At 42.9% G+C, this 19,963-nt stretch carries 23 protein-coding genes; 2 read left to right on the top strand and 21 right to left on the bottom strand.

The annotated features are described in order from the left end of the window. Window positions 1–186: 186 nt before the first annotated feature. From J8M01_RS05300 to J8M01_RS05200, 21 genes are all read right to left on the bottom strand, one after another. Entirely contained in the window at window positions 187–594 is a 408-nt protein-coding gene (locus tag J8M01_RS05300; protein WP_211057260.1) for a hypothetical protein, read from the bottom strand. Then, entirely contained in the window at window positions 591–1,511 is a 921-nt protein-coding gene (locus J8M01_RS05295) for a phage tail tube protein (RefSeq protein ID WP_211057259.1), read from the bottom strand. Before J8M01_RS05295 ends, J8M01_RS05300 begins: the two co-directional genes overlap by 4 nt. A gap of 613 nt (window positions 1,512–2,124) precedes the next feature. After that, window positions 2,125–2,916, bottom strand: coding sequence for a hypothetical protein (locus J8M01_RS05290; RefSeq protein ID WP_211057258.1), 792 nt, complete (start codon window positions 2,914–2,916; stop codon window positions 2,125–2,127). Window positions 2,917–2,925: 9 nt separating this feature from the next. Beyond that, window positions 2,926–5,817, bottom strand: a complete 2,892-nt coding sequence (locus J8M01_RS05285) for a hypothetical protein (protein WP_211057257.1) — start codon at window positions 5,815–5,817, stop codon at window positions 2,926–2,928. After that, a complete protein-coding gene (locus tag J8M01_RS05280; RefSeq protein WP_211050202.1) occupies window positions 5,817–6,356 on the bottom strand; it encodes a phage tail protein in 540 nt (179 codons plus the stop codon). The genes J8M01_RS05285 and J8M01_RS05280 overlap by 1 nt, the downstream gene beginning before the upstream one ends. Continuing rightward, a complete protein-coding gene (locus J8M01_RS05275; RefSeq protein WP_211057256.1) occupies window positions 6,353–7,270 on the bottom strand; it encodes a phage tail protein I in 918 nt (305 codons plus the stop codon). The genes J8M01_RS05280 and J8M01_RS05275 overlap by 4 nt, the downstream gene beginning before the upstream one ends. Then, window positions 7,263–8,282 (bottom strand): baseplate J/gp47 family protein, encoded by a 1,020-nt coding sequence (locus J8M01_RS05270; protein ID WP_211050206.1) that lies wholly within the window; start codon window positions 8,280–8,282, stop codon window positions 7,263–7,265. The genes J8M01_RS05275 and J8M01_RS05270 overlap by 8 nt, the downstream gene beginning before the upstream one ends. 147 nt (window positions 8,283–8,429) lie before the next feature. Further along, entirely contained in the window at window positions 8,430–8,888 is a 459-nt protein-coding gene (locus J8M01_RS05265) for a hypothetical protein (RefSeq protein ID WP_211050208.1), read from the bottom strand. 12 nt (window positions 8,889–8,900) lie between these two features. After that, window positions 8,901–9,668, bottom strand: coding sequence for a hypothetical protein (locus J8M01_RS05260; protein ID WP_211057255.1), 768 nt, complete (start codon window positions 9,666–9,668; stop codon window positions 8,901–8,903). Window positions 9,669–9,802: 134 nt separating this feature from the next. Further along, the gene (locus J8M01_RS05255; protein WP_211050212.1) at window positions 9,803–10,102 is read right to left on the bottom strand and encodes a hypothetical protein; all 300 of its coding nucleotides are present in this window, start codon (window positions 10,100–10,102) and stop codon (window positions 9,803–9,805) included. 2 nt (window positions 10,103–10,104) lie between these two features. Beyond that, entirely contained in the window at window positions 10,105–10,986 is an 882-nt protein-coding gene (locus tag J8M01_RS05250; RefSeq protein WP_211057254.1) for a hypothetical protein, read from the bottom strand. A 154-nt stretch (window positions 10,987–11,140) separates the two neighbouring features. Continuing rightward, window positions 11,141–11,452, bottom strand: a complete 312-nt coding sequence (locus J8M01_RS05245; protein ID WP_211057253.1) for a hypothetical protein — start codon at window positions 11,450–11,452, stop codon at window positions 11,141–11,143. 63 nt (window positions 11,453–11,515) lie between these two features. After that, window positions 11,516–12,304: a phage tail protein gene (locus J8M01_RS05240; RefSeq protein WP_211057252.1), complete on the bottom strand. Its 789-nt coding sequence runs from the start codon at window positions 12,302–12,304 to the stop codon at window positions 11,516–11,518. Window positions 12,305–12,316: 12 nt separating this feature from the next. Continuing rightward, window positions 12,317–12,844, bottom strand: coding sequence for a phage tail protein (locus J8M01_RS05235; RefSeq protein WP_010367839.1), 528 nt, complete (start codon window positions 12,842–12,844; stop codon window positions 12,317–12,319). 221 nt (window positions 12,845–13,065) lie between these two features. Next, a complete protein-coding gene (locus J8M01_RS05230; RefSeq protein WP_211057251.1) occupies window positions 13,066–13,980 on the bottom strand; it encodes a phage tail protein I in 915 nt (304 codons plus the stop codon). A 9-nt stretch (window positions 13,981–13,989) separates the two neighbouring features. Further along, window positions 13,990–14,814: a baseplate J/gp47 family protein gene (locus tag J8M01_RS05225; RefSeq protein ID WP_211057250.1), complete on the bottom strand. Its 825-nt coding sequence runs from the start codon at window positions 14,812–14,814 to the stop codon at window positions 13,990–13,992. Between the two features lie 84 nt (window positions 14,815–14,898). Beyond that, window positions 14,899–15,147: a hypothetical protein gene (locus tag J8M01_RS05220; protein WP_192507023.1), complete on the bottom strand. Its 249-nt coding sequence runs from the start codon at window positions 15,145–15,147 to the stop codon at window positions 14,899–14,901. Then, entirely contained in the window at window positions 15,144–15,542 is a 399-nt protein-coding gene (locus J8M01_RS05215; protein WP_210998337.1) for a 3TM-type holin, read from the bottom strand. Before J8M01_RS05215 ends, J8M01_RS05220 begins: the two co-directional genes overlap by 4 nt. Then, the gene (locus tag J8M01_RS05210) at window positions 15,542–15,958 is read right to left on the bottom strand and encodes a glycoside hydrolase family protein (RefSeq protein ID WP_192507021.1); all 417 of its coding nucleotides are present in this window, start codon (window positions 15,956–15,958) and stop codon (window positions 15,542–15,544) included. The genes J8M01_RS05215 and J8M01_RS05210 overlap by 1 nt, the downstream gene beginning before the upstream one ends. 21 nt (window positions 15,959–15,979) lie before the next feature. Further along, window positions 15,980–16,339, bottom strand: a complete 360-nt coding sequence (locus tag J8M01_RS05205) for a hypothetical protein (protein ID WP_225738302.1) — start codon at window positions 16,337–16,339, stop codon at window positions 15,980–15,982. Further along, window positions 16,314–16,571: a helix-turn-helix transcriptional regulator gene (locus J8M01_RS05200; protein ID WP_192508520.1), complete on the bottom strand. Its 258-nt coding sequence runs from the start codon at window positions 16,569–16,571 to the stop codon at window positions 16,314–16,316. Before J8M01_RS05200 ends, J8M01_RS05205 begins: the two co-directional genes overlap by 26 nt. A 585-nt stretch (window positions 16,572–17,156) precedes the next feature. Between J8M01_RS05200 and ettA the strand changes: the two genes are divergently transcribed. Both ettA and J8M01_RS05190 read left to right on the top strand, forming a co-directional pair. After that, entirely contained in the window at window positions 17,157–18,821 is a 1,665-nt protein-coding gene (gene ettA / locus J8M01_RS05195; protein WP_192507020.1) for an energy-dependent translational throttle protein EttA, read from the top strand. A 96-nt stretch (window positions 18,822–18,917) separates the two neighbouring features. Then, on the top strand, window positions 18,918–19,280 hold the full coding sequence (locus tag J8M01_RS05190; RefSeq protein ID WP_192507019.1) for a PilZ domain-containing protein: 363 nt from the start codon (window positions 18,918–18,920) through the stop codon (window positions 19,278–19,280). The last annotated feature ends 683 nt before the right edge of the window (window positions 19,281–19,963 follow it).

Here is a 19,963-nt window from a genome sequence, read left to right as displayed (position 1 = left end):
AGTGGTGAATTTCGGAAAAACTGAGTGGTTCAGCCCCTTTAAGTTCAATATACCAAGACCATAAATAACCAAGCTCGTCTGGCAGAGCGGGTTGCTCTGCCAGTTCAGGTGGCTTTATTCCTGTGGTTTTCCAAACCTGTTTAAGGGCTTGTTTTCGGGTTAAGCAGGCACCTTTGGGTACTTGGCTTAGCTCGCATTCGCTTTTGGCGAAGGCTGCGAATTGCTCAACCCGTTGTCGAAAAAAAGCGAACGTTTTGCGGCAACTTTATCTATTTGATCGCAAATTTGAGGGGCCTGACGTAAAAAGTTTTTCACTGCATCTAACGTACATGCTTGTTCGAATGACCAGTCACCCACTAATGATGCAATTAGAGTAAGCTTTTCGTCAGCAAAGGCGTCTTTTTGCTGCGCCTCATCTTCAATGGCAGCAAAGGTCATCGCGTTGCGTTTTGCTAGTGTTTCAGCATCACGAAATGCATCAGAATCAATCCCTTTAACCATTAAATAATGCTCAGACTCACTGCCATCGGGTAAATATAAAGGTAATTTAATGCCCGCGTTGGCTTTATCTCTGGTGAAAAATGCTTCCATCATACTTTTGCTTTCCTTTCGATCACTAAGTTAGTTTTGTCTGTTTCTGAAAATAAGCCTTGGAATGGCAATGACACAATAATCGCGCCTGTGCCTTCAACATCAGGTTGACCGCCGGTGTAACGTAAGTTCGGCACTTTCACGATGTATTGGTTGCCTTGTGGATCAGCCATAGAAAAGCTAATGTCGGAATTTTCGCCATTTAAAAACTTTTCAAGTAAGGCATGGTTTTCAAAATAGACGCCCAATGTACCCGTTAAGTTAGATAGGCCAATTGAAGGGCGAATCGTTTCGTTTGAGCCAATCACAAAACGCGGTTCAATGCCGTTTTCGAGCGTAAAGCCAAGCTCTGTCGCAATGGCTAAATTATTGCCACCTTCGGTCACTTGACCGCTAAAGCTATCAAAGGCAGGAATTTGCGCTGTGGCGTTAAGCACTGCGCCTTGTGGCAAGTCAGCCATCACCTCTACAGACTTACCAATTGCGCTAAATGTTGCTGACGTTACGCCTTCAGTACCCAGTTGAATATTAATGTTATTCAGTTCAATACCACTATAAAGCTGATAAGGCTTATCGCTGCCAGAAAGCGTGGTGAAGTGACGTAAAATACTGAAACTACGACGCGCAGTGCCACTTTTTAACGTGTCGGTGTCCCAGCTGCCACACACAGACGCTTCAAGCAACATATCAATAGTTTGCCATTGTAGTTCGGCTTTTATGTCACCCCCAATTTGCTGTGTGCCATCTCTATAGTCAGCAATTTGGCGGTCTGAACGAATGGTGTTTGCCTGTGTGGCATTTTTGGTTAACCCTAAAGTCGTGCCCGTAATTGGCACTTCAACAAACTGTGCTGCGGCGGGTAATACGCCATATTCGGCTTCTTCTACAATATAAAATTTATGTGACGTCGATTGAGTCATAGTGATTCCTGAAATAGTAATAATGAAGGGGGGATTTAAAGTCGTTGGTGACAAATTAACTCACAGAGAAGTTAACTTGGCTTAGAGCACAATACATATATGCCAATGTATTGAATCGTTTATATATTTATAATGGTGGTGAAAATGGTGGTGTTTTCAACGTACCCAAATAATAGCAATTCTCTTGCTGATAGAACGGTCAACATTGCCCTGCTGCATAACAAAACTCAGCTTTTTGCAAAAAAGATACTCACAGCAACAAGATCAAAAATAACAGCCGTTCAAGGCTTAGTTGCATCAAAATAATTTCGTAACTTGGCAGTGAATTGGCTGGCGTTAACGGTGTTAACAGTGCGGACAAACAAATGAGGAAGGGGTTTAAAAGGGTTAACGAGGAAGAAAATACGGGGAATGATCAGAATAGGCACCGCAAAGGATACAGCGACTGTGCGGTTGGTCTGTCAAGGGAGGCGTTATTTTAGGCGTACTGTTAAGGCGAAAAAAAAGGCTGCAGAATTCGCAGCCCTATGCTCTCAATGTTGAAACAGTTTAACTCAAAACCGTTATACACTTACCTATATAATAAGCACAGCTAAATAAGTGCCGGTATGCGTTATGAAACCGCCATCCACAACCGAGTTTGTTCAAGGCCAGCGGCTTTGCACGCTGCTGCCAGTTGCGCTTTATTCACACTGGTTTGGCTATTGTCAGCCAATACCCAAGAAACGCTTTCGGTGTCATCCATGACAACCGCAGCACGGGCCATACGGGTTTGCGCCATTTCATCGCCATCAAATACCAGCCCTTCAACTTCAACCGTAATGGCCGCAACATCAATGGCGCGCTGGGCTTTAAAGCGCGCGCGTTTGACTTGTTCAATGTGTTCAGCGCTGTGTGCCTCGGTTGCTGGGTGGTGATAGGCAATCAATGCATCATCATCAAACACCACTTTGGCGGGCTCTGCTTCGGTGGTAAGTGCTAAATCAACGTCAACAAACCTTTGCTTATAACATGCTCGGCGCAGCGCCATATCAATTACAGGCTCACTTGGCAACTCAGGCACGACCTGCGGTTCACCCAGATTGGCTGCATTATGTGCCGTAGCCGCATCAATCGATGCTTGTGTTTGCGCCACCTCCACCAGCCACTGTGCGTGTGCAGCGTCATAATTTGCTTGCTCTTGCGCAATGGCTTGTTGTAATAGCGCATCAATTTGCGCACGCGGGTGACGCAATGCCATTTTAGTTTGCACATCTTGATACGTTATTTCATGGACTGTAACTTCATGAGCCGTTTCTGCTACTGCCACTTCTGCAGCATGAACTGCCGCCGTATGCTCTGGTGTACCAGCTGCCAGCGCTTCAAGTTCAGTGCCTGCTTGTTCATTTATTTGTTCTTGAGTCATTGTCTTTCCTTAGTCGTTGTGGGCGATGCCAAGAGGGATTTGCGTGTGGTGGCAGAATACTTTCACTGTATTACCGTTGAGGTCAGTTTTTACATCTTCACCGTTAACGATGGGGATGGTTTGGTCGTCGCCCCAACTGCTGCCATCTGCGGTATTTAATTTACGCAATATAACTTGGTTTGTCGGCCCATGGACTATGTCTCCGTTCTCCATTTGGATGTAGTCTGTATTGGTATAAAACACAAATGTCTTCGTTACTTCACACACGTAATAGCCTTTAGCACCATAATTAGTTAGACGATAAAAGCTCCCTTCGGTGTATGTGGTATTTACACTTGGGTTTACATCAGTAAACGTGGGTGTATGGTGTTTTAATTCAGCACCGTGTAATTGTAGGTAATACAATCCATTTTTTTCCGTAATGGTAGGGAGAGCTTTCACAGCAGGTGAGTTGTTTGCTGGCTTTGCCACATCCATTAATGGATGTTTAGGCTCATATACCAGCTTATCATTCATCACTTGGCTAGATGCTACAGAGTACGATTTAAAAGTTGGGTCTGATACGCCTGACTTACCAATTTTATTGGTTAAGCTTGGATGCAATCTATTCCCTTGATTTGTACTCGCACTCAGAGAAACAAATACATCACCGACACGACTATCCACAATATTTGAGCTAGTTGCCAACTCAGTAAAATTGGCTTGGCTCTCATAGGTCAATAAAGCAACAGTTTCTGGATTCCAGCTGCCTGAACTGGTATTTAGCAAAGCATTATGTCCAACATTTGTATTTGTCCATGTGACACCTAAATCTCTGCTATAACTTGCATTTAGAACGGCATTGGTCATTTTTCTATTTAACGGGTAACCGGATGAGTTATCTGGTAGTTTTGGTACCCACTGCCCAACAACTCCATTTGGAAAAGTGGTCGCAATACGTTCTGGGTGACCAATAATATCTACCCAGGGGAGTGAATCGAATTCAGAGCCCATTTTTTTTAATTCAGCAAAATAACAAATGTCGCTATGGGTCAGCCCAACTTTACTCAATGGGTTAGTATGCCTTTCGCCCCCTAAATTACTAAATTGATCGGTTAATTTCAAATGTGCATTTGAATTAGAGACAGTGCCATAAAGTGTTACACCCGTTGCTGGTTGCCATACCATAACAGGTGTAGAAGCACTAAAACCATTGCTAAAGAAATCAATTGTATTACCATCTTGAGGTGAATCATAAAATGATGCATTCCATTCATTACTAGCCCGATAGTAACCTGACTTTAACTCCTTGAAATGCGTAAATAGAGTTTGCTCTTTACCTCGTAAAGTCCCTGCAACGGCTTTTCGCATCACCTCTTCACGTAGTTTATTGACATCAAGCTTGTTAGCGTTTAAACGTAAGTCTTCTACTTGGCCCGCGTAGATTGCGTCATGAAACTTATATTGTTCTAAGCGGCCACTATATCCATCACCGCCCCTAATCGCACCTACTGTACGATTTTTGTCACCTACACCTCCTTCTCGATAATCGATAAAACAAGCGCTTTTTGATGAAACACTTGCTGCATTACTTGCGTACCAATGCACCCAACCATTTTCAGTGGTATTGATGAGTTTTCCCGCTCCCATAGGGTTATAAGTTGGGTGGAAGACCCCCTGGTTCATGCGTTGGACGAGGGCGATTGGCAATGCCAGAGGTTTAGTACCTCCAAAGCTTGTGCGTCCTAACGTTTGTGCTTCCCCCTCCGCTATACCATTATCAGCCTTCGTTAATGCTGTTTGTGTATGGCCTTTCATTAAAAAAACCGTGCTAGAAATTGATAAACCAGACCCCTGCACAAAGGTGATTCTACGCCTATTTGCAATTGCCCACTCCGTTGTTATTTCATGAACCGATGGGCGTAATTCATTCCAATCATCGCTCACCCCCTCAATAACGCGCATACGATAACGCACCTGAACATATATTTTAGCTTCAGCATCATAATAAATATTATGCTCTGGCTCGCTTAAGAATAGGGCTTTTTGTACGTCGGTTAATGACGACCATTTTGCACCATACCCTTTGGTGTTTTCGTCCCACTCACCAAACGCCGAATAGCTTTGTGCGACCAAGTTATTGGATAGTGCTATACCTTCGTAACTACTTGCGCCGTATTGCACGTTGCCCAGCGGGTAAACAATATCTTTATCCGTTATTTTTTCATGCCATGACTCTAGAAACACCAGATCTTTGCGTGAGGTAATGACTTTATTGGTGGCCGTTTCGGAGGCGAATGCGACTTCAGCATTGGTATGTTTTGTTACTGAGCCTGTGGCAGAATCGTACGTTTTGGTGCCATCTGGTGCCTCAGGGAAAGTACAATGGATTCCGTATACATCAACTCTCGAGTCGCTCAACCTCAACGTTACTCCATCGACCAAGACGCTAGCAAATTCAGTTGAAGATTGACCAGAAGAGCCAAGCTTTGAACCAATTGTCAGCTTACTATATCTAGATGACTCCCCGTTATAACTCGCACAAAACATTCCTTCATTTATATTGGCATTAATTTCATAAACAGATGAATGTTTACCCCACTCAACAAACCCGCTCCCCGCATATTTTTGCTTTCGATCAGCGCGTAATGCATCAAACTGTACTTTGGTCATAGCTGGCAGCCAAGGGACTACCGCGTCGTCCATGCGCGCTTTAATTTCAGCATTTACGGCATTGGCATCGGCCTTTACTTCGCTGATCGCGCTGGCTGTGGCTGCTGACATGATATTTTTTGCCGCTGCTACTTCATTGTTAATTTTACTCGTATGAGTGCGCACTGTATTCGTTAGCTCGTTATTTACTCGAGCTAACTCTGCATTTGTGTCATTGAGTTTTTGAATTTGTGACTCGATGGTGCTCATTATAAAAGTCCTTTTCCGGCTAATTGTTGATAAAGATTGACGATATTGGTGTTGGTTTGCGTTTGTGCAGTCAGCATTTCAGTTTGTACTTGGGTCATTTGCATAAACACGTCGTCGTAATACATTTTTAAGTCGCCATTGTGGGTGACGGTAATGGCGTCGTGTGGCGCGGCACTGAGTAATAAGTCAAACCCCTGCACAACCGTTGCCATGGGCGTGAGGTAAAAAAGCACATTTTCAGGATGTGACCAAAGGGCAAATAAAGTACCGTCTGATAAGAAAAAACCGACCTCTCGTACTGCATAATCGGTGTCGCTGGTGAATTTACCCGACACGCGAAACTGACCATTTTTGTAGTCGGTAGCGTCACCCGTCTCTACTCGGTCTTTTTCATTTTTCAGGGCTGTGTCATTTTTGTTTGGCGTATATCCCCTATCGCCAATCGCGATATGGCTGAGGTGTACGCTCAACCCCTTTTCCTTCGCATTAACCGCTTTATTTAAGCCAGCTTGCGTAATTATAGGTTGATAAGTATTCATAGAATTTCCATGTATGAAGTTTGAAATGTGGTGGTGTTTGTGGTGTTAGCAACATAAGTTTGGCAAAGCGCAAAACCTCCATCAGCTTGTTGCTGCAACTGCGCCATGCCTATTGCATAATTGCTGGCTGCACTTTGTACTGTGATATAACTTAAATCGAATTGATCATCGGCATTTTGCGCTAACCGCCCAGTGCCTATTTCATAGTTACTGGCTGCACCTTGTACTGTGATATGACTTAAGTCGAATTGGTCATCGGCATTTTGCGCTAACCGCCCAGTGCCTATTTCATGAGTGCTGGCAACGCTTTGTAACGTGACATAACTGGTATCAAACTCGCCATCAACACTTTGCGCGAGGTGATTGGTTTTTAGCGTGGTGCTTTGCCCTGCGGCCGCCAAGTACACGTTATTTTGCTGAATATTACCAATATGAAAGTCAATTTGCGTTCTACAAGGTTTGTTAGCAGCAATTGCCTGCCACAGTTGTGCTTGCAACTTAGGGGTGATAAAGCTTGCGCCCTGTTCATCTAAGTTGTTTTTAGCCAAAGCCAATACTCGGGCGCTGTGCGGTGGGCCACCGATTTGCCACCATTCTTGTAGTTCTAAGTCTGCATCGAGTGCATTGAGGGATTGCTTTAGCGCCCCGACCGTTCCTTTAATACGGTGATTTGGTACGCTGGCTGCAATCACTTGACGCTGAATGTGCTCAGGCCACGCATTGTCCCATGCGTCAACACTTAAACCATGAGCAAGCCAAGGTAAAAAATGTGCTGGGCAATTATTTGGGTTCCACAGATGCTTTAACTGAACAGGTATGTCTTCAAGGCGTGCGCTGGCTTCAAGCAATGACGACTCAAGCAATGAGCTATTAGCAAGCGTTAACTTAGTTGGACGTTCATCGCTATTAGACATTGCGCTGCGCCTCTACAGAAACCGTTAGTTGCGTGCAATATGCCGCTTGATTTTGTGCAACCACAATATCGGCTGTGGGGCTAACTAATTCCACTCGCTGCACCCCTGCGCTATGCAACACAGCATATAACCCCGAGAGTGAAATATCGTGACCAAGCTTGTGATGAGTATTGAGCCACGCTTGGCATGCCGCTTGTGACTCAGCGCATATTTCATCGGCATTTAAACCCGGGTATAAATGCAGTTTTGCTTTGACCTCAAAATCGAAGATGTGGGGTTTTAGCAAATTTACCCTGTCTGTGAGTGGGCGAATATCATCTTGATTTAAATGTTGCTCAACTGCCTGTAAAACAGCATTTGATGGCGTGCCATTCCCTTCATCAGATAATAATGTAATAGCAACATCACCGGGCATGGGCGTAATTAAATCGGCACTATAGGTGTTTTTTAGCAGCATAGTCCCGCTGGGTAATTGCTCAGCCATGGTTGAAGGAGGCGCTTGCATCACAAACTCTGGCGCTTCAATAAACACATCTTTGATATGTGAAGACGCCTTATAACTATGAAACGCATACGCCCCAACCGGCCCAGCGGTACTAAACCCTTCTAATGCCAGTTTAATACGGGTACGAAAACGTTCATCGCTTTCAAATGCGCTTGGATCATCACTCGCGACATTATTGATGTTATTTGCCTGATCAACCCCTACTCTTACCGCCCTTTTTACACCAAATCGTTGCCCTAAATAGTCCAGCTCCGTGCGGGTGGCTTTTGCCAATAAAACAGCTTCGGCTCCTTCATTGATGCGTGCTCTTACTAATAACTCTCGATACGCAAAACACTCAATGAGTTTTATCACGGGATCGCTGGCAAAATTTAGCTGCGCACCTGGAAAGCGGGTTTTGTAATCTGCGAGGATCGCACTGCTTATGGCGTCAAAGCTAAGAGACTCTACAAGGCTTGGCGTAGGAAGTTGGTTGAGTTCGATGGCGCTAAAATTCGTTAAACTCATAATTTGTTAAACTCATAATTTGTAAAACTAAACGCTCGCTATATCATATTGTTAATGGCCAAACACCTTGCCCGTAACACCTACTTGTGGTGGCCTTACGGGCAACGTGATAACGCGGCCATTATCACCAATATGTATTGCTGAGGTTTACTTACTAAGCACTTGGTTAACCGCAGTAGCGCGCGCTGATATTTCATTCATTACGCTTTGCTGACCTTTGCTTTGATACGGGAACGTTAACGACCCAGCTGCCACATCTGCCTCAATATGGCCAATTGCTGATTGTAATGACGTAGCTGATGCGCGTACTTCTGCCAATGTGGTGGCTTTGTTAAGCTTATTAATAAAACCACTGAGTTCGTTAAGGAGTAAGTGCGTGGTGTCTGAGGTTGTACCTAGCAATGAGTCTGTATCAGCCACTTGCGTGGTGATGTCTGCCCGTTTAGTTGCTTTTGATAGAGCTATTTCTTCAAGTTCAGTCAGTTCAACAACATAGGTTGCGCTTTCCCCGAACTGTTCATGCACTAGTTGCATGGTTGCGTCAGGCGGTGTACCGAAGTCATAAAATTGATCTACTATCTGATTATTTACTTTTAATTTAGCCATTATATTCTCTCCTTAATTATACGCAGGTTGGTCAGCATCACCTAAATATGCAAACTGCCCCCATTCCTTATTGGTTAAATCGACATCTCCAGTTACCACTGCTGGCAATGCTACTTGAATAATGCCTGTTTCTGTTTCAGGTTTTCCCATGCCATTTACATATGGGTGACAATGGGTGTAACTATTACGCCCAGAATGACTTAGCAGTTGACCACATAATTTTGCTGGTTGATTGGCCTCAAGACCTTGACACCAGTAACCATTAGGCACCACTCCTTTGATATGTTTAACTATGGCAGCAGCCGTAGATACAGTGGTTCGTCTACTATACTGATACATTAAATATGCTGCTTGCCCTTGATTTTCACCTCGGCGATTTGGGTAGTACTCAAACTCCCATATCTTAAAGCTCCCAGCGAAATGCTGTCGATCTGAGTTAATCGCTTGAAGAAACTCACGAGCAAGAGCGGATCGTTGTTCTGGCAAAGAGCCTGTAACAACAGTCTCAACAACTTTAGCACTTTTAACAAATCCCCCGCTCCAATTAAGCGGGAATGTACTATCACTGTTTGGTAGTAAAGCTTGGTTTTTAGTTAAACGAAAATGAGACTGCTTGCCTCGGGTTGAATCAATATAGTTATTCACTTGATTAATATAGCCATCAACGATGCTTTTAGCTGACAGCACTTTGTTATCTATGTCTTGAATTTTGTTATCGACAATGGTGGTGAGGTCATTTGAAGCCTCAATGAGTTTGGCAATATCTTGTTCTAACGCCATGTGTATCTTCTCCATACATTTAAAAAAAGCGCATACAAAAAAGCCCGCAAAAGCGGGCTCTGTATGCAATAAAAAGTTGATTGTGTTTGATCAATTTAAGTTCGCTTATAAAACGAGGTAGTTTTATAAGCCTGTTATTTTGGAAATTGTGTTTTAACCGCTTCGCGCTGTGCCAACCAAGCCGTTTTTGCTGTGCTTGCTTGTGCCGACGTGTCGCCAAATTCAGCGACGGCAGCCATATAATCAAAGAACAAATAATCGCTTTGTGCGCTATAACTTTTTCTTCTTAGTGTTTGTACTTCATCGGTATTAAAAATCACTTCAAAATCATCGGCGGCAACGCCGGCTTCTTCGGCAATGTGCGCGCCATGGGCTAAGTCTTTAATACCACCCGCAAAATTAGTTTGCGTAGAAATTTGTTTTAATATCGCCATGGTTATGCTCCTTCAACAACAGTTGGACCAACGTGAGAATACGGGTGGCCAACACTGTCAGCCCAGATCATGTTATCGCCATGATCGCCCATCCCCACATACGGCAATGCAATCGCCACTTTCATTTTGCCAAGGCCTGAAAATATCGGTTGATGGCATCCACCCCAACCAGCTCTTGTTGCGTGCTTATACTGCCAGCCTTTGTTCAGATCAGAGCTGTCGACTCTAATTGATGCAGAGCGATTTGAAGAAGGGTAAAACTTCATATTGCCGCTTACTTCAAGTACATTAACCCAACAACTGGCTTGGGTTAAAAATTCACCACGCCCCCATCCAGTAAAAGTGGGGCAACCTTGGTTAATGACGAATAAGAGACCATTATTTGCATCGGTTTCTCTGCCTTTGGTGATTTCTACGTCAAATACCACCACTTTGAAATCAGTGCCATAATACGTATTTGATTCTGAGCGGTAGTCTCCTAAAGCCCGCGCCTTAAAATCATCATTTGGCGCAAGTCCATGCTGTGCCAACATGCTTGTGTTGAGTTTAGTTACCGTACTTCCCCCTTCAGTGCCTTGATAATAAAAGCAACTCCATGGGGCAGCATGTGATTGTAATACGTCAACTGCCGTACCTTCTGGTTGGCCTGCGTTGATGTATGCAAAATGTTTGGTGTCTGACAACATGTTTGGGCCAAGCGGCAGTGCTTTTTGAAAGCTGGCAATTTTTGCGTCTACAGCTTGCTCTTTGGCAGTGAGTTTGGTGTCAATCTCTTGCTTTTTTTGGTTTAAATGCGCGGTAATGTCTTGGACTTTACCGTCAACGGTGTCTGTGAGTTGGTTGGCTGATTTTATGAGATCAGCAATGTCTTGTTCTAATGCCATATTATTTTCTCCATAATAATAATGAGCCAACCTGTATTCACTTATTGTTAACTAAACAATGTATGTAATACGACCACGTATGGCTCGAGTAAATGAGCATAAAAAAACCCACCAAAAGGTGGGCTTAGTTAGTACTCGATAAAAAGTTTAAAACTTAAGGTTTTGGATAATGCGCCTTAATAGATTTACGTGCCCCAAGCCACGCTGCCTTCGCGGTTTCAGCTTGGGTACTTTGTTCGCCAAACTCCGCTTGGGCTGCTAGGTAATCAAACGCTAAACCATCAGATTGCGATTGATAGGCAAAGCTGCGAGCATGTTGGCACTGAGCTTCTAATTGCGCTTGCTTTGCCTGTGCAATAAGCCCTGCAACATCCGCCTGTGCAACTCCTAAATCAAGCAAGGTTTTTTCTTCTGCAGGGACATTGACCATATCGTTTCCTGCTACCGTGAGTTTTTCTAAAATCATTATTAATCCTTCATTTTCTTACTTTGTGCTTTCTGCATTAACACCGACTGTAATGTCAGATGCTTATTGAGCAGCTGTAGGCGTTGGTGGCGTATAAGGGTGATTCACATAAGGAATGGTATTGGCGATAGGTGCTTTTCGCTCAGTAAATGGAATGGGCTCTACAAACCAACGAACAGTCCAATTAGCTTGAGAGCTTTCATATGTATTGCGTCGGTCCATATCACTACCATCATGGAAAGCCACATCCCCTTTCCAGTTTTTTGTGATTCGATAAGTTAGGCCACCCCCACGTAAATACAAGCCACTATATGTGCAATGCCAAGGGCCCAAAGTTCCATCTTCGCCACCGCCATAAAAGTCTTTACTTGAGTCTATTTTTTCGGCTTTACAGTTAAGGCGAAAATCAACATGACTTACCGTGTTGTTATACCTTTCATAAAAGCGCTTAATATTCATAAAATTTGAATCGCCATTCCACGCATACGCATTACCTTCAAGCTGTAATAAAAGCCCAGCTTGGTGACCTGATGCAGGATTTAGAGGTTTAGTATTGTTATTCCATGAATAATGTCGACTCACTGTTAACTTACTGACACCCTCCTCATTACCAGGAAAACGCCACCAAACTGGATATAAATAATCTTTAGAGCCGCCAATCGTAATGGTTTGCTCATACCTAGTCTCAGGCGTTGCATCCTGGATAAATTGGTCAACTTGCGCTTCTTTGGCTGCTACGCGGTTATCAAGCTGTGCCATTTTTGCATCGATGGTTTTTGCTTTATTATCAATTACTGAGGTGAGTTGATTGGTTGATTCAACTAAGTTTGCGATATCTTGTTCTAATGCCATTGTCTGCTCCTGTTATTTCAAAACGCCTGCGTCCATCAATTCAAACTTTTGTTTGATATGACGGTACATGTTGCCAATTTGTGCTGCACCTAACTTGGCCAGCTCCGGTGCAATTAAAATATTTAAATTAACACCTTGATCAATCACCGTGATTGAATCTGCTGGCACGCCTGTTAGTACAAGGTCAAACGCTAGCAGCAAATCAACTTCTGATGACTTATAAGCAATAGGTTTATCAGGATCTGAATAAACAGCAAACAAAGTGCCGTCTTCTAAATAAAAACCAACTTCGTTGACCCAAAAGTTATGATTGGTGTCATCAATTACACTCATGTGAATTTGTGCATTGCCCTTGTCTTCGCCACTGGCCACAGAAATACGATGTACCTCTGCACCTAATGCCGAGCGACTTTGATGAGGCGTATAATTACCAGTACCGAGCCCTATTTTGTTAATTTTGGCTTGAAAGCCATTCTTTTCAGAATTAAAAACTGCCTCTAAACCCGCAGTTGTAATTGTTGGCCGTAAGATTGTGCTCACTGCACATACTCCTTAGGTTGATTTGATATCAATCAGCCTTGTATAAGCGACGCCAGCTTTAGCCTGTAGTGCATTTGCTATCATCTCTTATCAAAGACTGCCTGATATAAGAAACAATAGAGTGTTATGTAGGGTTACTTAGTGTTTGATTACCTGTATTGTTGCCAATTTGCTGCATTACTTCATGTAACGTCACTTGACTAAGTAAACGCACACCTTCTCTATTGAGATGAATGAAGGTAAAAGCGACCTACGCTGAAGCGTCGGTTACTAAAATGAAATGCAGCGGCGAAAGAAGACTGTAAGTAATAGCTGCCTGCTGGTAATTTTTGGTCGCTACTCATATAAAATCGGCCAACACTGTGGCGTTGATTATGCAAGTGCAGCCCTGCGCCCAATGCGGCGGATAATTCCCCCGACACAGCTTGGGTTTTGCCATAATGACGTTTAAGCCCATAGCGGTGTTTATTCACAACCGTGAGGCCCGCAGTCATTTCTGTGAGGGCGGCTTTCACCGGCACCGTGTCATAGTTTATACGTCCAACTTGTAACCCACTCGATGTGGTTGCAACAGTCACACCTAAGTCAAGTTTTGCTCCAACCAAAAAGTTAAAATGTGCTCTTTGTGGTTTAGTATGATTTGTAACCCGATAAATGGAATCGTAAAGCGCCTGACTTAATACCACTTGCTGGCTGGTATAAGGTGTTTCATTGGCCCAAGCGATAAAAGTAAATGTATTAGGTTTGCCACTGTGATGGGGTGCTAAAAAGACATCATCCACGTCCTCAAACCATTCAAAGAAATCTACTTTAAGACCTAACGAAGCAAGTGCCCTTTTTACCGAGCCAACGGTGCCTTTATGCTTATGTATGGTGACAGACTCTTGGATTAATGCCCTTTTTGTTTCTGTTGACCATTGTTCGTCCCATTCATCAACAGATAAGCTCCATGCCAACCAAGGTAGTAACGTTTCAGGACACGTTTTAGGATCCCAATGCTTTGCCACATATTCCGGTATAGGCTTATTCGGTAAAAAGCTCGATGCTCGTTCAATAGACTGCTCAAGCGCACTGCCATTCATTGGTAGCAGAGATTGGAAGTCATTGGCCTCATCTGTGTTATTGTCATTTTTCATCGCGTCACCTTATGCAAATGTAAGAGTTGGTAAGCTAGCAATAGCCGCCTGATTGACTTCACAACTGATGTCGTCTTGTGGAGACAATAGTTTCACCTTTCTTACACCGGCTTGATGCAATGCATCAATAAGTCCTGAATGAGGCACTTCTTGGCCTAATTTATAATGTTGTAAAGTAAACTCTGCTATTGCCGTGTCGATTTTTGCACTCACCGCACTTCGATCTGCACCATCATGAAAATGAATTTGTGCGCTGATCTCATACTTTTTAGGTGTAACCATATGTACTTTAACCAGATCCGTAAGTGGCCTAATATCTTCATCGTTCAAATGCTCACTGACCACATGCAAGACAGAGTCAGGGTTGGCACCTTTTTCTGGCAATACATACACATCCACAATACCTGGAGCACTGGAGGTAACATACACATCTTTCACATGATGCGATGCTGCTAACGCTTGATACTCATACGCCCCCATCGTGCCCGCCATACTGTGGCTTTCAAGTGACAATGGGATCCGTGCCCGATACCGTTCGTCGCTTTCTGCATCGCCCCGTTTCACACCAAATAGCACACCCAAATGATTTAAGTCTTCACCTTTGGCATACGCAACCATAACAGAGCGCGCCGCGTCATTTATTCGCTGTCTCAACAGCAGCTCGCGACTTGCAGCGATATCTAACAACTTAATCGCAGGGTCTGACGCAAGTACCGCGTAATGTGGAAAAGACGCTGTTAACGCATTTTCCATTTGTTGATAAATGTCGTCGTATTTTAGGGGTTCAATCACGTCTGGGACTGCCAAACGTGATAATTCAATTGCATTATTCAAATGTGCTGCTCCTCATAACACATGGCTGTGCACCATAGTGTATAATTGGCTGAAGGGGGGCGTCACGGGATCCCGAAACGGCGTTTAGTTAACTCTGGCTTTACTACTCAATAAAGTATCAAGCTTTTTATCTATGGAATCTAAGCGTTTTTCAATACGCTTTTGATCTTCATTTCTGATTTGTTTTAAATGTGACAGTTCTTGGGTATTCGTCGTGATCCGCTTATCTAAATCACTCAAATATAAAATCCCTGAAACCAATAATGTCACCGTTGTAATTATATGGGCTAAATTGAGCTCCTTTTTCATTTGCCACTGCTCCGGTTGACTCACTTAGCAACTCCGTTAATTTTTTCAATTGTTCTCAGCCCTGCCAGCCCTAACATACCTAATGTTAGCTCAAGCATGACTTCCAAAGGTAATTCTGGTGCCCCTATTTCAGGCCAAAGCCATTGTAATATTGGATTGATAACAAATGAGAATAAAAAACCAAACCCACACACCCAAAGTAAAAATGGTCTAGCTCCTGCAACAAATACACTTCGATGCGATGCACTTAACTCACTTATTTTCGCCTGTACTTGTGCAGACTGTTCAATCAAGCGTGCTTTCAAAATATGTTGCTTCAGTACCTCCTCTTCACTCGTAAACAATTCATCTAAAATTGTTCCTACGGTTTCAATTGGGTCCTTAATTACAGGGCTAAATAGGGTTGATAAGATTCCCATTACTGCCATTCTCCACTTAGCATTTGTTTCGCGAGCTCATTGGCACGATCAGGTACTTGATTTGCCCATCGGCTGTGCAACATTTCAAGCGCTGCTTGCTCATAATTACCTTGCTCTAAGTTGGCAATCATCTTCTTAAAGCCCATTAACCCTGTAACGCCTAGGTTAAACGCCATATTAACCAATACAGCTTGGCGAGCTTCATTACAACGACTGACATCTATACGGCGCTTTACACCTGCTTTTGCTTCACGTATATCTTTTGCTAGCAATTGCTCTGCTTCTTCCTCATCAATCCCGTTGTCCTCCAAATTACGGCCATACCCAATTGTTAACTTTCCCCCTGTACAGTAATAAGGATATTGTTTATACCCCTCATGTTTTTTGATTTGCTCTACGGTGATCATCAATGACATATTCGTCCCCCTCTTTTTTACTCAATTTGACAACTCAAGCATGAGACTTCGTTCAGCTTTAACTAACCAAAACTCTGCGGAACGCTTCGAATCAAAGCCAAGTAATTTAGACGTTTCAGTCATTGTCCCTGGCATCATGTAACGCGCTCTAATCGCCTTGATACATTCAGGTCGCAATTGTGAGATTAATGACGTAATCAACTCAATCTCATCTGGTACACTCATTGCTTCACTTGCAGAAAACCCGCCTGTGGGCTGACCGGTTCTATCAGAAATAGACTGAGACTTAAAACCACGCCCCATCTCCCTTTTAACCCAAAAGTTAGCCCACTTTTTAAGTGCAGCTCGAACTTGCTTAATCGTTATGTTCGTTGTCATCATTGATTTTTCCAATTACTTCTAAAATGTTTAACAGATATACATCTTCTACTAGACTAATCACATCATTCCACTTTGGGTCAAACTCACGATTTTCCCAACGCCTTAATGTTCGTTCTTCAATACCATAAGTTGCAGCAGACTCTGCCTGTGTATAGCCTCTCAACCGTCGTGCATAGCGTAATATCACTCCTCCCTTGGGCGTGCGCTTCACTGATAAACGTTCTCTATTCATGGCTGATTGATTCATTACTATCCTTTTAATTTCACATCTAGCAAGCCTGTAACTAAGGTCACTTACTTCAATCTGAAGTCACTTGCTTATATTTTTATAGTCATGCTGAAAGGAATGCTGCACTTCTATTACGTAACCATATTCCATTTGGCTAAAGCAGAAATAACGACGAATGTGCAACGTAATCGTAACTAAAGTATGTTATTTACAACGTGGGTAATGAAATGCTACAAAATATGAGTAATTTCTATATGGGCTCGAACTGAGTCGTAACTTCAAATACACACCAAACAACCAGTACTGTTTACAAAACCTGACAACATGTTTTTTCAAGATACGTTAATATTACCGACATTCTGGTTCTAAAACAGGTCATTTATGACCTAATATTAATTACTTAAGTAAAAACAATAGGATAATATACACTTTATTAACTCCGTTGATTTAATAAACAATATATGCACTTTTGTTAAATAATGTATTCTTGTTAATACTCTAATATAAAAGTATAAGTTCCTCCTAAATCATTGCTCCAACGCCCTCCTTTCTCTAAAATAAGAGCACCAATACAAAGTTTGGATTCTCATGGCTCAATATATTTATACAATGTCACGGGTGAGCAAAGTAGTGCCGCCTAAACGTACAATTTTAAAAGACATTTCGTTATGCTTCTTCCCTGGCGCAAAAATCGGGGTACTTGGTTTAAATGGTGCAGGTAAATCAACACTGTTGCGTATTATGGCTGGTCTAGACACCAGTTTTGAGGGTGAAGCACGCCCACAACCCGGTACAAAAATAGGTTACTTACCACAAGAACCTCAACTCGATGAGAGTAAAACAGTGCGTGAAACGGTTGAAGAAGCCGTGAGCGAAGTAAAAGGTGCACTGTCACGTCTTGATGAAGTGTATGCTGAATATGCAATGGATGGTGCTGACTTCGATGCACTTGCTAAAGAGCAAGGTCAGTTAGAAGCGATTATTCAGGCCCATGACGGTCATAATATTGATAATGTGCTAGAACGCGCGGCTGATGCACTACGTTTACCTGAGTGGGATGCAAAAATAGAACATCTATCAGGGGGGGAGCGTCGTCGAGTCGCGATTTGTCGCCTACTGCTAGAAAAACCTGACATGCTGTTACTCGATGAGCCAACTAACCACCTTGATGCAGAATCTGTTGCTTGGTTAGAACGCTTCTTACATGATTATGAAGGAACCGTTGTGGCTATCACGCACGACCGTTATTTCTTAGATAATGTTGCGGGTTGGATTTTAGAGTTAGACCGAGGCCATGGTATTCCATGGGAAGGTAACTACTCGTCTTGGTTAGAACAAAAAGATGCACGTTTAAAGCAAGAAGAAAAGTCGGAACAAGCACGCCAAAAATCGATTGAAAAAGAGCTTGAATGGGTTCGTTCAAACCCGAAAGGTCGTCAAGCTAAATCAAAAGCTCGTATGGCCCAATTTACTGAAATGCAGCAATCCGATTATCAAAAACGTAATGAAACGAATGAGCTGTTCATCCCACCTGGGCCACGCCTTGGTGACAAAGTCATCGAAGTAAATAACCTAACAAAGAGCTTCGGCGACCGCGTGCTCATTGATGATTTAAGCTTTAGTGTACCTAAAGGTGCTATTGTCGGGATCATTGGTGCCAATGGTGCAGGTAAGTCAACCCTATTCAGAATGCTAAGCGGCCAAGAACAACCATCAGCTGGTAACATTGATCTTGGCGACACCGTTGAACTGGCAACCGTTGAGCAGTTCCGAGATGATATGGATGGCAACAATACTGTTTTCCAAGAAATCTCTGACGGGCAAGACATACTCAAAATTGGTAACTTTGAGTTCCCAAGCCGAGCTTATGTAGGTCGCTTTAACTTTAAAGGCAATGACCAACAAAAGTTTGTAAAAGAACTCTCTGGTGGTGAGCGTAACCGTTTACATTTAGCTAAACTATTAAAAGCAGGTGCAAACGTCATCTTATTGGATGAACCTACCAATGACCTAGACGTAGAAACCCTGCGGGCCTTAGAAAATGCAATATTAGAGTTCCCAGGCTGCGTCATGTGTATTTCGCACGACCGTTGGTTCCTTGACCGCATTGCAACACATATTTTAGATTACCGTGATGAAGGTCAAGTAAACTTCTTTGATGGTAACTATACTGAATATGAAGAATGGTTGAAAAAAACCTATGGTGCAGCAGCTGCTGAACCAAAACGTATTAAATATAAAAAGATTGGCTAAGTCGGTCAGATAAAAGCCCCTAGAATTGGGGCTTTTAAATTGGAATTGGCTCACTTTAGCAACTATGATTATTAAAACTGTATAAGAGAGTAACAAATGGAAGAGCGTAGACGATTTACTCGGGTATTATTTTCAAATACCGCCACGTTAATGACAGCAAGCGGCGACTATACCTGTAAAGTGCTAGATCTCTCTTTGAATGGTGCGCTCATTACCCTTCCTATTGGGTATGTTTCTTTAAAGAATGAACCTGCAAGCCTTAAATTCAATCTACCAGAAAGCGATATTGCCATTTCAATGGAAGTCGAAATTGGTCATATTGAAGAAGCACATTTAGGCCTGCATTGTTGTCAAATAGACATTGAGAGTGTCACGCATCTAAAACGGCTTATTGAATTAAATGTTGGAGACGACGATATTTTACACAGAGAGCTTGAGCAGTTAGCTTGGGAAAAGTAACGAACTTTATTGCTTAACGACGCTGAATATTAGCTTTGATACCCATAAATTAAAGCTAATTTGCTAGGTCATAAAAAACATAAAGTACTTGGTTTTAGCTATTACCCCTAATTCGAATTGATCACCTACCTCTTCCTAAAGCCAAATGTAGTCTTTGACGTATATTCATGTTGTTAGCCTTGAGAGTTGACACACACGTTGACACAATGTAACTCCCGCTAAACTGGTTTCAGTGTCCATAAATGCGCCTCTTTCTTGCTCACTTTTATAGATCCTGACTTACATCAGGAAGACAATGAGGTGGAACTCGTCTCCTTCAACGGGTTTCAGTGCCCATAAATGCGCCTCTTTCTTGCTCACTTTTATAGTTCCTGACCTACATCAGGAAGACAACAAGGTGGAACGCGTCTCCTTGAACGGGTTTCAGTGCCCATAAATGCGCCTCATTCTTGCTCACTTTTATAGTTCCGGACTTACATCAGGAAGACAATGAGGTGGAACTCGTCTCCCTGAACGGGTTTCAGTGCCCATAAATGCGCCTCTTTCTTGCTCACTTTTATAGTTCCTGACTTACATCAGGAAGACAATGAGGTGGAACGCGTCTCCCTGAATTTGTATATGGACTCCACCTCGCCATGCTAATTATAAAGCCGTTATACCTTTAATGGATCCTGACCTACGTT

This window comes from Pseudoalteromonas sp. MMG005 (assembly GCF_018101015.1).
Taxonomy (GTDB): domain Bacteria; phylum Pseudomonadota; class Gammaproteobacteria; order Enterobacterales; family Alteromonadaceae; genus Pseudoalteromonas; species Pseudoalteromonas aurantia.
Note: the sequence above shows the minus strand (reverse complement) of the source record. Positions and strands in the feature narration are given on the sequence as shown.

What these genes read in the sequence shown, in the direction of transcription:
- J8M01_RS05255 (WP_211050212.1), bottom strand. Translation starts at nt 10,102, where the DNA reads ATGGCGATATTAAAACAAATTTCTACGCAAACTAATTTTGCGGGTGGT.
- J8M01_RS05245 (WP_211057253.1), bottom strand. Translation starts at nt 11,452, where the DNA reads ATGATTTTAGAAAAACTCACGGTAGCAGGAAACGATATGGTCAATGTC.
- J8M01_RS05240 (WP_211057252.1), bottom strand. Translation starts at nt 12,304, where the DNA reads ATGGCATTAGAACAAGATATCGCAAACTTAGTTGAATCAACCAATCAA.
- J8M01_RS05290 (WP_211057258.1), bottom strand. Translation starts at nt 2,916, where the DNA reads ATGACTCAAGAACAAATAAATGAACAAGCAGGCACTGAACTTGAAGCG.
- J8M01_RS05270 (WP_211050206.1), bottom strand. Translation starts at nt 8,282, where the DNA reads ATGAGTTTAACGAATTTTAGCGCCATCGAACTCAACCAACTTCCTACG.
- J8M01_RS05275 (WP_211057256.1), bottom strand. Translation starts at nt 7,270, where the DNA reads ATGTCTAATAGCGATGAACGTCCAACTAAGTTAACGCTTGCTAATAGC.
- J8M01_RS05260 (WP_211057255.1), bottom strand. Translation starts at nt 9,668, where the DNA reads ATGGCGTTAGAACAAGATATTGCCAAACTCATTGAGGCTTCAAATGAC.
- J8M01_RS05265 (WP_211050208.1), bottom strand. Translation starts at nt 8,888, where the DNA reads ATGGCTAAATTAAAAGTAAATAATCAGATAGTAGATCAATTTTATGAC.
- J8M01_RS05200 (WP_192508520.1), bottom strand. Translation starts at nt 16,571, where the DNA reads ATGAATAGAGAACGTTTATCAGTGAAGCGCACGCCCAAGGGAGGAGTG.
- J8M01_RS05285 (WP_211057257.1), bottom strand. Translation starts at nt 5,817, where the DNA reads ATGAGCACCATCGAGTCACAAATTCAAAAACTCAATGACACAAATGCA.
- J8M01_RS05300 (WP_211057260.1), bottom strand. Translation starts at nt 594, where the DNA reads ATGATGGAAGCATTTTTCACCAGAGATAAAGCCAACGCGGGCATTAAA.
- J8M01_RS05215 (WP_210998337.1), bottom strand. Translation starts at nt 15,542, where the DNA reads ATGGGAATCTTATCAACCCTATTTAGCCCTGTAATTAAGGACCCAATT.
- J8M01_RS05295 (WP_211057259.1), bottom strand. Translation starts at nt 1,511, where the DNA reads ATGACTCAATCGACGTCACATAAATTTTATATTGTAGAAGAAGCCGAA.
- J8M01_RS05190 (WP_192507019.1), top strand. Translation starts at nt 18,918, where the DNA reads ATGGAAGAGCGTAGACGATTTACTCGGGTATTATTTTCAAATACCGCC.
- ettA (WP_192507020.1), top strand. Translation starts at nt 17,157, where the DNA reads ATGGCTCAATATATTTATACAATGTCACGGGTGAGCAAAGTAGTGCCG.
- J8M01_RS05205 (WP_225738302.1), bottom strand. Translation starts at nt 16,339, where the DNA reads ATGATGACAACGAACATAACGATTAAGCAAGTTCGAGCTGCACTTAAA.
- J8M01_RS05210 (WP_192507021.1), bottom strand. Translation starts at nt 15,958, where the DNA reads ATGTCATTGATGATCACCGTAGAGCAAATCAAAAAACATGAGGGGTAT.
- J8M01_RS05230 (WP_211057251.1), bottom strand. Translation starts at nt 13,980, where the DNA reads ATGAAAAATGACAATAACACAGATGAGGCCAATGACTTCCAATCTCTG.
- J8M01_RS05250 (WP_211057254.1), bottom strand. Translation starts at nt 10,986, where the DNA reads ATGGCATTAGAACAAGACATTGCTGATCTCATAAAATCAGCCAACCAA.
- J8M01_RS05280 (WP_211050202.1), bottom strand. Translation starts at nt 6,356, where the DNA reads ATGAATACTTATCAACCTATAATTACGCAAGCTGGCTTAAATAAAGCG.